The 14558-nt window shown below is 61.1% G+C and carries 16 protein-coding genes; 5 read left to right on the top strand and 11 right to left on the bottom strand.

What is annotated here, in order from left to right:
- Positions 1-116: 116 nt before the first annotated feature.
- Complete coding sequence (locus tag ACPYOJ_RS14450; RefSeq protein WP_481416864.1) at positions 117-734, bottom strand: LysE family translocator; 618 nt, start codon at positions 732-734, stop codon at positions 117-119.
- Positions 735-974: 240 nt separating this feature from the next.
- On the opposite strand from ACPYOJ_RS14450, the gene ACPYOJ_RS14445 reads away from it, so the two are divergent.
- Entirely contained in the window at positions 975-1493 is a 519-nt protein-coding gene (locus ACPYOJ_RS14445) for a Dps family protein (RefSeq protein WP_168828036.1), read from the top strand.
- Between the two features lie 21 nt (positions 1494-1514).
- Here the strand turns inward: ACPYOJ_RS14445 and ACPYOJ_RS14440 are convergent, their stop codons facing one another.
- Positions 1515-2411 (bottom strand): DMT family transporter, encoded by an 897-nt coding sequence (locus tag ACPYOJ_RS14440; protein ID WP_481416863.1) that lies wholly within the window; start codon positions 2409-2411, stop codon positions 1515-1517.
- A 110-nt stretch (positions 2412-2521) separates the two neighbouring features.
- Here ACPYOJ_RS14440 and ACPYOJ_RS14435 point away from each other — a divergent pair, with 110 nt between their 5' ends.
- Positions 2522-2998, top strand: a complete 477-nt coding sequence (locus tag ACPYOJ_RS14435) for an Lrp/AsnC family transcriptional regulator (protein WP_481416862.1) — start codon at positions 2522-2524, stop codon at positions 2996-2998.
- Between the two features lie 21 nt (positions 2999-3019).
- Here ACPYOJ_RS14435 and ACPYOJ_RS14430 read toward each other — a convergent pair whose 3' ends face one another.
- Entirely contained in the window at positions 3020-3919 is a 900-nt protein-coding gene (locus tag ACPYOJ_RS14430) for a GNAT family N-acetyltransferase (RefSeq protein WP_481416861.1), read from the bottom strand.
- Positions 3916-4386 (bottom strand): dUTP diphosphatase, encoded by a 471-nt coding sequence (gene dut / locus ACPYOJ_RS14425; RefSeq protein ID WP_481416860.1) that lies wholly within the window; start codon positions 4384-4386, stop codon positions 3916-3918. Before dut ends, ACPYOJ_RS14430 begins: the two co-directional genes overlap by 4 nt.
- Before the next feature lie 91 nt (positions 4387-4477).
- Between dut and ACPYOJ_RS14420 the strand changes: the two genes are divergently transcribed.
- Together ACPYOJ_RS14420 and tsaA are read left to right on the top strand one after the other, a co-directional pair.
- On the top strand, positions 4478-6061 hold the full coding sequence (locus ACPYOJ_RS14420) for a peptide chain release factor 3 (protein WP_481416859.1): 1584 nt from the start codon (positions 4478-4480) through the stop codon (positions 6059-6061).
- Positions 6062-6115: 54 nt separating this feature from the next.
- On the top strand, positions 6116-6637 hold the full coding sequence (tsaA, locus tag ACPYOJ_RS14415; RefSeq protein ID WP_481416858.1) for a tRNA (N6-threonylcarbamoyladenosine(37)-N6)-methyltransferase TrmO: 522 nt from the start codon (positions 6116-6118) through the stop codon (positions 6635-6637).
- Positions 6638-6640: 3 nt separating this feature from the next.
- On the opposite strand, the gene ACPYOJ_RS14410 is transcribed toward tsaA, so the two are convergent.
- Genes ACPYOJ_RS14410 through ACPYOJ_RS14400 form a run of 3 tightly spaced genes read right to left on the bottom strand, consistent with a single transcriptional unit; the run spans position 6641 to position 9376 of the window.
- Positions 6641-6850 (bottom strand): TOBE domain-containing protein, encoded by a 210-nt coding sequence (locus tag ACPYOJ_RS14410; protein WP_168828046.1) that lies wholly within the window; start codon positions 6848-6850, stop codon positions 6641-6643.
- Positions 6851-6908: 58 nt separating this feature from the next.
- Positions 6909-8423 (bottom strand): choline-sulfatase, encoded by a 1515-nt coding sequence (gene betC / locus ACPYOJ_RS14405; protein ID WP_481416857.1) that lies wholly within the window; start codon positions 8421-8423, stop codon positions 6909-6911.
- 20 nt (positions 8424-8443) lie between these two features.
- The gene (locus tag ACPYOJ_RS14400; RefSeq protein ID WP_481416899.1) at positions 8444-9376 is read right to left on the bottom strand and encodes a choline ABC transporter substrate-binding protein; all 933 of its coding nucleotides are present in this window, start codon (positions 9374-9376) and stop codon (positions 8444-8446) included.
- Positions 9377-9488: 112 nt separating this feature from the next.
- On the opposite strand from ACPYOJ_RS14400, the gene ACPYOJ_RS14395 reads away from it, so the two are divergent.
- Complete coding sequence (locus ACPYOJ_RS14395; RefSeq protein ID WP_481416898.1) at positions 9489-10388, top strand: choline sulfate utilization transcriptional regulator; 900 nt, start codon at positions 9489-9491, stop codon at positions 10386-10388.
- On the opposite strand, the gene otsA is transcribed toward ACPYOJ_RS14395, so the two are convergent.
- The 4 genes from otsA to ACPYOJ_RS14375 are packed head-to-tail and all read right to left on the bottom strand — an operon-like array spanning position 10376 to position 14547.
- Entirely contained in the window at positions 10376-11767 is a 1392-nt protein-coding gene (otsA, locus tag ACPYOJ_RS14390; protein ID WP_481416856.1) for an alpha,alpha-trehalose-phosphate synthase (UDP-forming), read from the bottom strand. The genes ACPYOJ_RS14395 and otsA overlap by 13 nt on opposite strands.
- Positions 11768-11812: 45 nt before the next feature.
- On the bottom strand, positions 11813-12610 hold the full coding sequence (gene otsB / locus ACPYOJ_RS14385) for a trehalose-phosphatase (protein WP_481416855.1): 798 nt from the start codon (positions 12608-12610) through the stop codon (positions 11813-11815).
- 37 nt (positions 12611-12647) lie between these two features.
- On the bottom strand, positions 12648-13049 hold the full coding sequence (locus tag ACPYOJ_RS14380; RefSeq protein WP_481416854.1) for a GFA family protein: 402 nt from the start codon (positions 13047-13049) through the stop codon (positions 12648-12650).
- A gap of 7 nt (positions 13050-13056) precedes the next feature.
- Positions 13057-14547, bottom strand: coding sequence for a S10 family peptidase (locus ACPYOJ_RS14375; protein WP_481416853.1), 1491 nt, complete (start codon positions 14545-14547; stop codon positions 13057-13059).
- Between the last annotated feature and the right edge of the window lie 11 nt (positions 14548-14558).

The raw sequence follows: 14558 nt of genomic DNA, 5'->3' as shown, positions 1-14558 counted from the left end.
ATGGTTGGGGAAGAGAATAGGGTCAAAGTCTGAAGCAGGCCAGAGTGCCTTGCTTCACGGGAGCATGATTGGAGGGAAAATATCGTTTGGAACAGCTGCTTTGCAGAACGAATTTTTCAGGCCGCGCGGGTGGCGATGAAAGCGGCAGTGCCGGCCAGAATGCCGGCGGCCGTCTTGTTCAGCGCCCGTAGCGCGCGTGGTTGCTTGAGCATCATTCGCGCGCGCGAGGCAAGGAGCATATAGGGCACCAGAACAACCAGCAACACGATGAAGGTGGTTGCCAGGAGGATGCTGTATTCGCGGAGCCCGATGTGACTTATGTCGATCAACGTCGGGACGAGGGCGACATAGAAGAGCATCGTCTTCGGGTTGCCGAGCGTCACCAGCAGGCCGGACAGGAAGCTCATGCCAATGCTGCTTGATTTGCGCGCGGCAATATTCTGCGGCAGGAGCCCGGCCGTCCATAGCTTGTACGCGATATAGCAGAGATAAAGCACGCCGGCGAATTTGATGACGAGGAAAATTCCGGTGAAGGTCTGCGCCACGAAGGCAAGGCCGAGGATCACCGCTGTCAGGTAAGTGATGTCGCCAAGAACAAGGCCTAGCCCCATGAAAAACGTCTCGCGAAAATTCGAGCCGAGCGCGCGGGCGACGATCGCAGTGATGCCCGGCCCGGGGATTGCCGCCGCGATGAAGAGCGCCGCTGCATAGGCGAATAGGGCGGTGAACGACATGATGTGGCTCCTGCTTCCATCGCCTTCTACGCCTGCAACCCGTTGGTTTCAACACCCGGCACTTTGTCATCATGCTGCGGTCGCTTGCCGCTATTGACGCTGGCTGGCGCGGTTCTAGTTCCAAGGCGGTGGTTGATCGCCGATCGAAGCCGGCACTGCCGGAGCCGCCAAATCCGGGACCACAAGCCGTTCCGGCACTTGCCATTGCCTGACACTGACGCTCGCCAAAGGAGACACCTTATGAGCCCCACAGACGCCGAAAAGCGCAAACTCGCCCCGCTTGCCACCCCCACGGACCTGAAAAGCAATGCCATTCAGGATATTTCGGGCGCTCTGGCTGCGCTGCTGGCAGATGTCTTTGCGCTTTACATGAAGACCAAGAATTTCCATTGGCATATGTCAGGGCCGCATTTTCGCGACTATCACCTGATGCTGGACGAGCAGGCTGAGCAGATTTTTGCTACGACCGATGCGATTGCCGAACGCGCCCGCAAGATCGGCGGCACGACGCTGCGTTCCATCGGCCATATCGGTCGCCTGCAGCGCATCAATGACAATGACGCGGAGTACGTCACGCCGGAGGATATGCTGGCGGAACTGCGCGACGACAACAGGCAGCTGGTATCGCTGTTGCGCGAGACCCACGATGTCTGCTCCGAGCACAATGATTTCGCCACCACGAGCCTGCTGGAAGTGTGGATCGACGAGGCCGAGCGCCGGACCTGGTTCCTGTTCGAGACGACCCGCCAGCCGAAATAGCCTCGCTCGTTTCTCAGATCATCAGCCCGCCCGCGCGCGCAACAGCTGCGCGGGCGTCCAACCAAGGTTCATGCCTGCCGCGGCGACCAGGATGATGGCTTCGCCGACCAGTTGCAGAGGCTGCAATTCGTGTCCGAATGCCAGTCGATCCACGAGAATTGCGGCGATCGGATAGATGAATGACAGCGCCCCGGTCAGATGGATCGGCAGCTTCTGGATCGCGCCGTAGAGCAGCACATACATCAGCCCTGTATGCACGATGCCCATTGTGATCAGGATCGACCATGACTGGCCATCCGTGGGCAGGTCAGAGAAATTCATGGTCGGCAGCAGCATCAGCACTCCGGTCGATACCTGAATGAGTGCGATCAGATGCGGCGGCGTGCCCTTCAGCCACTTTGCGGCGAGTGCGGCGAGTGCATAGAAGAAGGCCGCTCCGAGCGCCAGCGCAATACCCACACCATAGCTGCCTGAAACGGCCCCGGCCTCAGGCTTGGCTTCGACAATCGCCAACATGCCGGCAAAGGCAAGCGCCAGCCAGAACAGTTTGGCCGCCGTGATCCTCTCTCCGAGAAACGCGGCACCAAGCGCCAGCAGCATGAAGGGCTGCGTGTTGTAGACGGTCGTCGCGATCGAAATGGATGCGTGGGAATAGGAGGCGAAAAGCAGCAGCCAGTTCAGCACGATGGCGATCCCGCCGAGGACGGCTATGCCAAAGGCTTTCGGCGAGAGAATACACGGTTTCAGGAACCCCAAGGCGCCGCAGATGACAAGCAGGCTCGCCGCGCCGAAGAGGCAGCGCCAGAAGACGACACCGCTCACCGGCTGTCCAGACATGACGACAAACCAGCCGATTGTCCCGGAAATCACCATGGCTGCCGTCATCTCCGCGGCGCCTCTGCCTATGTCGTTCTGCATCACCATCTCCTCTGATCTGCTGGAGATTATTGCCTATGCGCGCCTGTTTCTATAATATGGAAGGTGTATGAATGCTGTTTTCCCTAAAAATAAAAGGCGAATTGGTATAAATGGCTAATGACGTGTTTCGCTTGGACGGCATCGATCAGCGGCTCCTCGATGCGCTGGCTGAGAACGCACGCATTTCCCTGAAGGAGCTGGCGCAGGCCGCCAATCTCTCGTCGCCAAGTGCGGCGGAGCGGTTGCGCCGGCTTGAGGAGCGCGGCGTCATCAAGGGCTTCACGATCGATATAGACCCGGCGGCTCTCGGGTATCCGCTGCAGGCCATCGTCCGGGTCCGGCCGCTGCCGGGGCAACTCCACGTCGTCGAACGGATTATCCAGGACACACCGGAATTCATCGAATGCGACAAGGTAACGGGCGACGATTGCTTCATCGCACGCCTGGTCGTTCGCTCGATGGGAGAGCTTGACGGCATTCTGGACAAGGTGGCCGAGAAGGCGGAGACGAATACCTCGATGATCAAGGCCTCGCCGGTCAAGCGCCGCCTCCCGCCGCTTGCCAATCGGAAGACCGATAGCCCGTAAGTCGCGGCGGTTCTGCGTTGTCTAGAAGTCCGCCATCGGCGACAGCATGGCGGCAGCCGCGGGTGCCAGGTCCTCCGCGCCGCGCAGCATGAAGACCGTGCCGCTTTCGAGGAAGAGGGCCTCGCCGTGCCAATCAAGCTTGTCCGGCGCAAAGAAGACGTCGACCTGCGCAGGGGCCACGCCGAGCCCGCCGAGGATGACACCAAGAGGCGGAATTTTCTTGGCGACGACATCAAGGAGACTGAAGCGGCCCGGCTCATCCTGTTTCCAAGCGATCACGGCGTGCTCCTCATCGAGCCAGCTCAGGGAGACCTCGGGATCGAGTTGCGTATTGATGAGAAACATTGCCGCGTTGTGTGAGACGGCGAGCACGTCCGAAACCGGAGCGCGCGTTTTCAGCGCTTCCTGCAGGAGAGCGAAATCGCCGCTGTTTCGCGGATCGAGCGGTTGGGCAGGCTTTGCCGTGAAATTGGGCCTCGGCGCCTTTCCGGAGTGGCGGTGCATCGGCAGGCTGCGAAAGCCGTAAGGTTCGTAGAGTGAGGGTTTGTCGGTGTAGAGGACGATCGCCTCGAACTCCCGGCTTCCGCACCACTCAAGCGCCTTCCGTGTCAGATCACGGTAAAGCCCGCGCCCTCGCCATGGCGGACGAACCGCGCCGGATTGAAAGGCGGCCGCGTTGATCTGCCGGCCGTTCATGACGAGCGGCATGGCAAAGGCGGATAGGTTGGCGGCAAGCGTCCCATCGGCGGCAAACCAGCCAAAGGGCATGCTCGTCGGATCAGGGCCGCCGAGGTCTTGCAGCGGACCGATGTCGATACCGAACGTGTCGTCGAGGAGAGAAACGAGTGCCCTCCACGCGACGGGATCATGAAAATAGTCCTGACGGAAGGTCAGCCCTGAGCCGTCGAATGGCTTGCTCATACGCCGGTTGAGCCGAAGCCGCCGGCGCCACGCGTCGTCGCGCTGCCTTCGGTTATCTCGGCGACGCGCACCTGAGTGACCGGTGCGATCACCATCTGGGCAATGCGCATGCCGCGCGTAATCTCAAAGGGATCTTCGCCGAGATTGATGAGGAGGACCTTCACTTCGCCGCGATAATCACTGTCGATCGTTCCGGGCGTGTTGAGGCAGGTGATGCCGTGCTTGAAGGCGAGCCCGGAGCGCGGGCGGATCTGCGCCTCGTAGCCATCGGGAATCTCGAAGATGAAGCCGGTCGGCACCAGCGCGCGCTTGCCCGGCGCGATGGTCAGCGGCGCGTCAACAGCCACGGCCGCGCGTAGGTCCATGCCGGCGGCACCGCTCGTTTCATAGGCGGGCAGGTCGAGGCCTTCGCCGTTCGGCAAACGGATAAGGTTGAGCTTGGGGCGGATGTCGTCATGAATGGTCATGCGGGCATTACTTTGCACCGGAAAGGCCAAGGTCAATTGCAATGGCGGGCTTTAATCGCTAGATACGCCGCAATTCCACAGGATTCACATCATGGCCGAAAGTCTCGCCGAGGCGGTTTCCCGCCGCCGCACATTCGCTATTATCGCGCACCCGGATGCGGGTAAGACCACGCTCACCGAAAAGCTGCTGCTCTTCGGCGGGGCGATCCAGCTCGCCGGCGAAGTCAAGGCGAAGAAGGACCGCATCCAGACTCGGTCGGACTGGATGAAGATCGAGCGCGAGCGCGGCATTTCGGTGGTCACCTCCGTCATGACCTTCGAGTATGACGACAACGTCTTCAACATCCTGGATACGCCCGGCCACGAAGACTTCGCGGACGATACCTATCGCACGCTGACGGCGGTGGACGCGGCGGTCATGGTCATCGATGCGGCCAAGGGCATCGAGCCGCGCACGCTGAAGCTCTTCGAAGTCTGCCGCATGCGCGACATTCCGATCATCACCTTCATCAACAAGATGGACCGCGAGAGCCGCGATCCCTTCGAAATTCTCGACGAGGTGGAAGAGAAGCTCGCGCTGGACACTGCGCCGATTACCTGGCCGATCGGCCGCTCCAAGACCTTCTGCGGCTCCTATCATCTGGCGACCAATACGGTGCGCGGCTCAGATACGGAAGTCGAGGCGACGCCGGTGAACGGTCCGCAGAGCGTCGCCGACAGGCTGCCGGAAAACGAGCGGCAGGCGTTCATTGATGAAACGGAACTTGCGATCGAAGCTTGCCGGCCGTTCGACCGCCAGGCATTCCTCGAAGGCCACATGACGCCGGTGTTCTTTGGCTCGGCGCTGCGCAACTTCGGGGTCCGCGATCTGATCAACGCGCTCGGCGAATTCGCGCCGCCGCCGCGCGATCAAATTGCCGATATTCGCAAGGTGCATGCAAGCGAAGACAAGATGACGGCCTTCGTCTTCAAGATCCAGGCCAATATGGACCCGAACCACCGCGACCGCATCGCCTTTGCCCGTATCTGCTCGGGCAAGCTCGAGCGCGGCATGAAGGCGCGTCTTTCGCGCACGGGCAAGCAGCTCGGCCTCACCGCGCCGCAATTCTTCTTCGCCTCGCAGCGGCAGCTCGCCGACACCGCCTATGCCGGCGATGTCGTCGGCATTCCGAACCACGGCACGCTGCGCATCGGCGATACGCTGACCGAGGGTGAACCTCTGGTGTTCCAAGGGGTGCCGAACTTTTCGCCGGAGATTCTTCGCCGCGTCCGTCTCGAAGATGCGATGAAGGCGAAGAAGCTGAAGGAAGCCCTGCAGCAGATGGCCGAAGAGGGCGTTGTCCAGCTGTTTTCTCCGGAAGACGGCTCCCCGGCTATCGTCGGCGTCGTTGGTGCCCTGCAGCTCGACGTTCTGAAGGAGCGTCTGCAGGCGGAATACGGCTTGCCGGTCTCGTTCGAAATGTCGCGCTTCTCCGTCTGCCGCTGGGTCTCGTCCGACCAGCCGAGCGAACTCGACAAGTTTCTCACGGCCAAGCGCGGCGATATCGCCCGCGATCTCGATGGCGATCCGGTGTTTCTGGCGCAGGACGGCTTCTCCCTGCGCTATGAGGCGGAGCGCTACCCGGCGATCAAGATGGCTGCGATCAAGGAATATCACGTCGCCAAGGCAGCGTGATATTGGATGAGATATAACGATCTGTCATGATGCCCTGCACCGAAGGGGAAGATCATGGTTCGAGAAAACGAAATCAGGGAAAACGAAGTCGCTGTCGAATCGCCGTCGGCGACCGACGCGGGGCTGGTGTTTATCGGGCGTATCCTGACGCCCTGGACGTCGCGCATGGAGACGCCGCGTCAGGGGCGGCACGACGGTCCGCTCTGCAGGATCGAGATCTTCGAGCCGTGGAAACAGGCGCTCCAGGGCGTGGAGGCGTTCGAACGGCTGGAAGTGCTCTATTGGCTGGACAGAGCACGGCGCGATCTCGTGCTTCAGAGCCCCGCCAATAGCGGGAAGGTGCATGGCACATTTTCGCTTCGCTCGCCCGTCCGCCCGAATCCGATCGGGACGGCCATCGTCAAGCTGGAGGGCATTGATGACGACACTTTGCTGGTTCGCGGGATGGACTGCCTCGACGGCACGCCGCTTCTCGATCTGAAGCCGGATCGCACATTGTTTAAGCCCATCGCGCCGCCGCAGGCCGGCGATTTCCAGACCGGCGACGACGTGGCGCACTATTGCAAGAAGGCCTGACGATCAGTCGACGGCGATCATGACATCGGAGGCCTTGACGACTGCATAGGCCTCACGACCGACCGCAAGCCCGAGTTCGTCGACGGACTCGTTGGTGATGGAAGCCGTAACGATCGATCCACCGCCGATATCGATTCGGACATGCGCCGTGGTCGCACCCTTCTTCACCTCGACGATTCGGCCTTTCAGTCGATTGCGTGCACTGATCTTCATGAGACGCCTCCCGTTTCGCAACGACTAAGTGTAGCGGCGGAGATTAGCCGCAGCAATCCTACTCCCCGCGCGGATAGCGCTGGTTTTCTTCCAGCACGTTCAGGTCCATGTGGTTACGCATATAGCGCTCCGAGGCCTTCTGCAGCGGCTGATAGTCCCAGGGATAATAGGCGCCGTTACGCAGCGCCGCATAGACGACCCAACGGCGCGCCTGGCTTTCGCGCACGGCTGCGTCGTAGCTTGCGAGGTTCCAGCGCTTGCCGGCCTGTTTGGTCAACTCTTCCAGAGTTCCGGCGTAGGCAGGGTCGTTGGCCAGGTTCTTCAACTCGTGCGGATCGGCATCGAGGTCGAAGAGCATCGGCGGGTCTTTTTCGCAGAGCGACAGCTTGTAGCGGCCGTCGCGCAGGCAGACGAGCGGCGCGATCGAGCCCTCCGCTGCATATTCCATCGGTACCGCGCCGCGGCCGCCTGTGCCGGTTGCGAGCGGGCCAAGGTCTTCTCCGTCGGTCCATTTCTTCAGCGAGGTAATGTCGAGACCGGCAAGACCAGCCAGCGTCGGCGTCACGTCCAGTGTCGAAACCGGCTGATCGATGCGGGCCGCATTCCAGCCCGGTGCGGCGATCATCAGCGGCACGCGCGCCGAGCCGTCGAAGAAGCACATCTTGAACCAGAGCCCGCGTTCACCGAGCATGTCGCCGTGGTCGGAGACAAAGAGAATGATGGTGTTCTCGGCCATCCGTCCGCGTTCCAGCACGTCGAGGATCTCGCCGATCTTCTCATCGATGTAGGAGATATTGGCGAAGTAGCCTCTGCGCGCACGCCGGATCTCTTCGGGTGAAATGTCAAAAGCCTTGTAATCGCAGGCTTCGAGCAGGCGCTGGGAATGCGGATCAAGCCGATCGAACGGGATCGGCCCCACTTCCGGGTCGAGCGCCGCGCAATCCTCGTAGAGATCCCAAAATTTCCGCCGCGCGACATAAGGGTCGTGGGGATGCGTGAAGCTCACGGTGAGACACCAAGGCCGCTCGTCCTGCCGGCGGGAAAGGTCATAAAGCTTGCGGACGGCGTGGTGGGCGACCTCGTCGTCATATTCCATCTGGTTGGTGATTTCGGCGACGCCGGCGCCGGTGACGGAACCGAGATTGTGATACCACCAGTCGATGCGTTCGCCGGGCTTCGTGTAGTCGGGGGTCCAACCGAAATCGGCAGGGTAGATATCGGTCGTCAGCCGTTCCTCAAAGCCGTGAAGCTGATCCGGGCCGACGAAGTGCATCTTGCCGGATAGCGCCGTCTGATAACCGGCGGCCCGTAGATGATGCGCATAGGTGGGGATGTCGGAGGCGAATTCCGCGGCGTTATCATAGACACGCGTGCGGCTCGGAAGCTGGCCCGACATGAAGGAGGCCCGCGCCGGCGCGCAGAGCGGGCTCGCCGTATAGGTATTGGCAAAGCGCACGGAGCGCTTCGCCAATGCCTTCAGATGCGGCGCGTGAAGAAACTCGGCTGGCCCATCCGGAAACAGCGTTCCGTTGAACTGGTCAACCATGAGGATAAGGATGTTGGGGCGCGCCATGGGTATTCTGTCCTTGGGTCTTAGAGGCCGAGAGAGCTCTTCACTGCGTCTGCAGCGGGTTTCCCGTCGATCGTCGTCACGCCGGCAAGCCAGGGATCGACGGCCTTCGGATTGGCCTTCAGCCATGCCGTTGCCGCGGCCTTCGGATCGTCGCCGCCCAGGATCGAGCCCATCAGCGAGTTCTCCATGCCGATTTCGAACTTGAGGTTCTTGAACAGCGCGGCCGCGTTCGGGCACTTTTCCGGCCAACCGGTGCGCGCCAGCGTATAGACCTCGGCGCCGCCGAAATTCGGGCCGAAATAGGCGTCGCCGCCGGACAGGTATTCGAGCGAGAACTGCTCGTTCATGGGATGCGGCGCCCAGGCAAGGAAGACAACCGCGCTCTTGTCCTTCCCGGCTCGCTCGACCTGCGCCAGCATTGCCTGCTCGCCGGATTCGACGAGCTTCCAGTCCTTGAGGCCGAAGTCGTTGGCGTCAATCATTTTCTGGATATTGGAGTTCGCCGGAGCGCCCGGCTCGATGCCGTAGATCTTGTGATCGAATTCGTCGGCGTGCTTCTGCAGGTCGGCGAAGTCCTTCACGCCCTTTTCGGCGACGTAGGTCGGGACGGCGAGCGTGAACTTTGCACCTTCGAGGTTCTTGTTCAGCACCACGGTTGCCTTCGCAGATGTCAGGTCGTCGATGAAAGCCTTCTGCGCCGGCATCCAGTTGCCAAGGAAGACATCGATCTCGCCATTCTTCATCGATTGGTAGCCGATCGGGACCGAGAGCGTCTTGACGTCGGCTTCGTAGCCGAGCGCAGCCAGAACGACCGAGGTCACGCCGTTGGTGGCAGTGATGTCGGTCCAGCCCGGATCGGACATGCGAATGGTTTTGCAGGATGCGTCGTCGGCAGCGGAAGCAGCGCCGAAAGAGACGACGGAAAGGAGGAGGCCGGCAGCAAACCGGTTCATGCGCGAAATTCTTTTCATTGCAGTTCCCCTGTTATTCGAGCAATTTATTGAACATCAACTTGGTTTCCCTTGTGAAGCTGGGTTTTTTCGATGGATGGCCAAAGGAAATTTTATGGCAGAGCGGCCGGTTGACCTGGGGTGGGTTCGCGTATTTGCCGCGGTCGGCAAGCTCGGCAGTCTGTCGTCCGCCGCCGAAATTCTGGGTCTCACCCAGCCTGCCGTCAGCTATCAGATTCGTCGCCTGGAAGAGCAGATGGGCGTCGATCTCCTGCAGCGGCAACATCGCGGGGTGGAGTTGACACCCGAAGGACGGAGGCTTTTCGACATCGCCTCACGCACCGTTGGTGATATCGACACGCTGGTGCGCAGCTTCCGCAACCAATCCGAACGCCCGGCAATCAGGCTGAGAACGGACTATGCCTTCTCCTCTTTGTGGCTGATACCGCGCATGCATGCCTTCCGCCTGCTCTACCCGGAAATGGATATCCAGATCGTTGCGACACAGCGGATGGAGGGCCTGCTGGACGGCGCCGACTTTGCCGTTGTCTTCGGGACGCGGGGCGAGTTCGGCGGCGACACGCAACTGCTCCTGCCGGAAAAAGTGGTCCCGGTCTGTACGCAGGGCTTTCTCGATCGAAACGGCCCTTTAACCGACCCCGCCGATCTTGCCAAGGCACGCCTTCTGCATCTCGATACGCGCGGGCCGTCGCCCTGGTTCGATTGGAAGAGCTATCTCGCCGAACTCGGGATCGGCCGCGATCCGGCCGCAGGGCACGGAGAGCTTAGTTTCAACACCTACTCGCTTGTCGTGCAGGCGGCGATCGGCGAGCAGGGGCTGGCAATCGGCTGGCTCGGCCTGGTGGATTCGCTGCTGTCGTCCCGCATGCTTGTCGCGGCCGGACCGATACTTGAAGCGCAGGACCGCGGCTACTGGCTTCTGCCGCCGAAATCGCGGAGCGCTGAAACCGATCGGCTGGTAGCCTGGCTGATCTCAGAGGCTCAGCTCGACTGAACTGATCGTGGTGCAAGATCATTCAGAAAGTCCCGGCACCAGCGAGAAACGTCATGCTCCAGCAAATGATCCATCATCACCTTCCAACGCTCAAGCCGCTCTTCCAGCGGCATGCTGAGTGCCCGCGCCAATGCATTTGCGGCCCCTTCAATGTCGTAGGGATTGACCAGCAGCGCTCCCTTTAGCTCGCGCGCCGCACCGGCGAAACGCGAAAGCACCAGCACGCCCGGATCGTTTGGATCCTGCGCCGCCACATATTCTTTCGCGACGAGGTTCATCCCGTCTCGAAGCGGCGTCACCAACCCGACTTTGGCGAGCCGGTAGAGTCCTGCAAGAATATGGCGGCCCACGGAGCGGTTGATGTAGCGGATCGGCACCCAGTCGACGGCGCTCAAGGCTCCGTTCACCCTGCCGGCCTGTTCAGCAACGGTACGCTGCATGGCTTCATACTCCGGGACTTCGGAGCGCGATTTCGGAGTGATCTGCAGATAGGTGACGCGTCCCTGCTGTGCCGGATTGGTCAGGATGAAACGCTCGAAGGCATCGATGCGCTGCGTAATTCCCTTGGAATAGTCGAGGCGATCGACGCCGATGATCAGGCTGCGGCCTTCGACGCTTTCCCGCGCCTTCTTGACCATGCTGTTGGTCGATGCCTTTCTCGCAAATTCGGCAAAGGCCTCAGTCTCGATGCTGATTGCATAGGCTCCGCCCTTGAAGGTCCGGCCATGGGAGCTGAAGCGGCCGTCGCCGAGATCATCGCCGATGCCTTCACGCCTCAGACAGCCGGCGAAGTTCTCGAGGTCGTGATCGGTCTGGAAGCCGACGAGATCGTAATGGGACAGGCCGCGCATGATCTCCTCGTGGACCGGCATCGTGAAGAGCACGTCGGCAGGCGGCCAGGGAATATGGAGGAAGAAGCCGATGCGGTTCTTCAAGCCCATCTGACGCAGCTCCGCGGCAAGCGGAATCAGGTGGTAGTCGTGCACCCAGATGACGTCATCAGGCTCGATAAGCGGCGCCAGCCGATGCGCGAAGAAGCGGTTGACGCGAAAATAGCCGGCCATTTCCTTCCGGCCGTACTCGGCAAGATCCAGCCGGTAATGGCAGATCGGCCAGAGAACGCGGTTGGCGAAGCCGTGGTAATATTCCTGCACATCGGTATCGGTCAGGTCCGTAAGTGCGTAGGTGATATTACCTTGCTGCAGCTGCGCAAGTGGCTGCGGCTCATGTTCGCCGCTCGATTTTCCCGACCAGCCCATCCATATGCCGCCACGCTCTTCGAGAGCCGCTTTCAGCGCGACCGCCAGCCCTCCGGCGGGCGCAATGCCGCCCTTATCCGGAACGGGCACGCGATTGGACACAATGACGAGGCGGCTCATGCCAAATTCCTTTCAAACGCGAATAAAATGTCAGGTACTCAAATCTTAGGAGACTAACTCAGCGATAATGGCCCGCAGTTCCTGGGAGGAGGGGATGGACCAGCGCGCTTCGCTGGCAGGCGAAAGCGGCCCGATGCGGATCGAATGACCGCCGATCCGGTTGGCCGTGCGAAACATCGCTTCGTCGGTCACATCATCGCCGATCGCGATCGGGCGTCTGCCGGCGAAAACCGGTTGCGCCAGAAATGCCTCCATGGCATGGCCTTTGTCGGCGGCCGCCGGGCGGATCTCGATCACCATCTTGCCGTGCTGGATGGTCCAGTTCGGTCCTGCTCGGCTGAGCGCCCGCTCCATCAGCGGTTCAAGTTCAACATGTCTCTCCGGCGCAAGCCGGTAATGCGCGGCGACGGCCGCTCCCTTGTCCTCGATCAGGACGCCCGTCCAGCCGGCCGTCTCAGCAACAAGGTCTGCCTTCAGTCGCTCGAAGTCCGCCGTCGTTTCGATTTTGTGAACATGCCCGTTCGGATCGCGGCGCTCGGCACCATGAAGTCCCGCGATCGGAAAACGAAACGGTGAAAAAGCGCCGTCCACAAAATCAAGCCCGCGGCCAGTCACGAGCGCCAGGGCACCCCCGAGCTTGTTCGACAAGGCATCGAGATTTGCCGGAAGAGACGGCGGAACGGCTATCGCGTCCGGCGTTTGTGCGATGTCAAGCAAAGTGCCGTCGATATCGAGGAAGAGAGCCCAGCTCTGCGGATTGTCAGAGAGAGCGGCGAGAATAGAGTCCTTCCCTGAAACCGCATCCGATTTCGAGGTGCTGAGAGACTGCTTCTGGTATGACATGAGGCTCTATCTATGTCAGCGCCCCCTTCCGGCAACCCTAGCTTTCTGTCTCGAAGCGCGGCAGGGCTTCGATATTGGCTGTCCAGGGCAGTGCTGAGCAACACCAGATCTGCTTGCGCGGCTGCAGTTCGGCCCGCTGGTCGATCGTGCCGACACGGATGCCGACGAAGGCGTTGTCTTCTCCCTTGCGATAGAGATGCGAGCCGCAGTCGGGGCAGAAGAACTGCTGGCTCGGCGCCCCGCTATCGCCGCGCTTGACGTAGGTTTTGGGCGTCCCGCGGAGAAGCCGGAAATCCTCTTGCCGCGCGACCGTGCTGACGCGATAGGCCGTTCCCGTCAGCCGCTGGCAGTCGGTGCAATGGCAGATGCTGACGCGCTCGGGATCGATTTCGGCCTCATAGGCAATTGCGCCGCAATGGCATCCTCCGGTAACGCGCATGCCTTCCTCATTCCGCCATCTGCGCCGCCTGATGCTGGCCATAGAAAGTTTTGGCATCGGCCGTGAAAGCGGCACGCTCCTCGGCATTGGTGTAGAACATATGGCCGCCGCGATAGACGTCCAGGCTCACGCGGCCCCTCGTCAGAGTTTCCGGCAGGTGATCCACAACGTAGCGGCTGACGCCGTAGGGCGTGACGAGATCGCTATAGCCATGCGCGATCATCAGGTGAAATGCCGGATTGGACGCGAGAAGTTCGCGGATGTCGTCCGTTGCGCTCGCCTGCAGGCGGCCGCTGCCGTGTCCACCGCCCCATTGCCACTGCCGGCTGACATCGCCGTCGAGCAACGTATAGGTCATCTCGGTCTTGAAGCCGAGCTCGTTGCGCGCGTAGCTGGAAAACGCGCCGCCATAAGCGCGGGCGAAGCCGTCGAGGATGGCATCGTCGCCCCGATCAGAGTCCGATTCCGGGTAGGCATCGGGCGTGGCGAACGACGCGTCGTAGGGGCTCATCACCTCGCCCTGCTGCCTGGCGGAGTTTTTGGCAAAGGCATTGCCGAGGAAGCCGCGAGTTCGGGTAACGATATCCGCGGGAATGCCGGTCATCGTTGAGACCTTGCCATAGAAGGCTTTGGCGGCATCTCCCTTCGGGGCAGGCCCAGCCAATGTCGTCAGATATTCGCCGAGGGCAAATTTTTCGGCCTCCTGCTGGGTCTTTTCGCTGAAGGTTTTGCGCCGTTCGGCTTCTGCGGCAACGAGCGAGGGGAGTTCGAGAGCAGCTCCCAACGCAAACTGATCGGCATCGAACATCAGCCGCCCTTCGAGCAACGGCGAGAGCATGACAGCACCGGTGACGATGATGCCCTGGCTCTCCTTCAGGGTGGCGGCGACCTTTGCCGCACGGAAGCCGCCGTAGCTTTCGCCGAGAAGATACTTTGGAGAGTCCGAGCGGTTGTTATGCGCCACGTAAAGCGCAATCGCCTTGGCAATGCTCTGCGCATCGGCGTTGACGTTGTAGTAATTCGAAGCGTCGTCGGCCTTTGCCGTGCGGCTCCATCCCGTGCCGATCGGATCGATCAGCACGAGATCGGTGAAATCCAGCCAGCTTTGCGGGTTGTCGACCAGTTTGGCATCTGCGCCGTCCCGGCCCTGCGGACCAAAGTCCAGTACGCGCGGGCCGACGACTCCAAGATGCAGGAATGCCGAGGCAGCACCTGGGCCACCGTTGAAGGCGAAGGTGATCGGCCTGTTGGCGGCACCGTTTTTGGCGACATAGGCGGTGTAGAATATAGCCCCGGTCTGGGTGCCATCCTGACCAAAGATATCAAGCGTTCCAGCTGTCGCGGTATAGGCCAGGCTGCGGCCGCCGATATTGGCCTCATGCTGCGTGACGGAATCGGACGGCAGCAGTTTCAGCACCCCCGGCCGCTCTTGGGCATTCGAGGCAGCCGGTATGGCAACGGTCAGCAGGGCGAACAGGATTGCAGATCGTAGATACACTCGTTTACTCC

The sequence above is a fragment of the Rhizobium sp. SVR5-9E genome (assembly GCF_056755095.1).
This window is presented reverse-complemented; position numbering and strand designations above follow the sequence as displayed.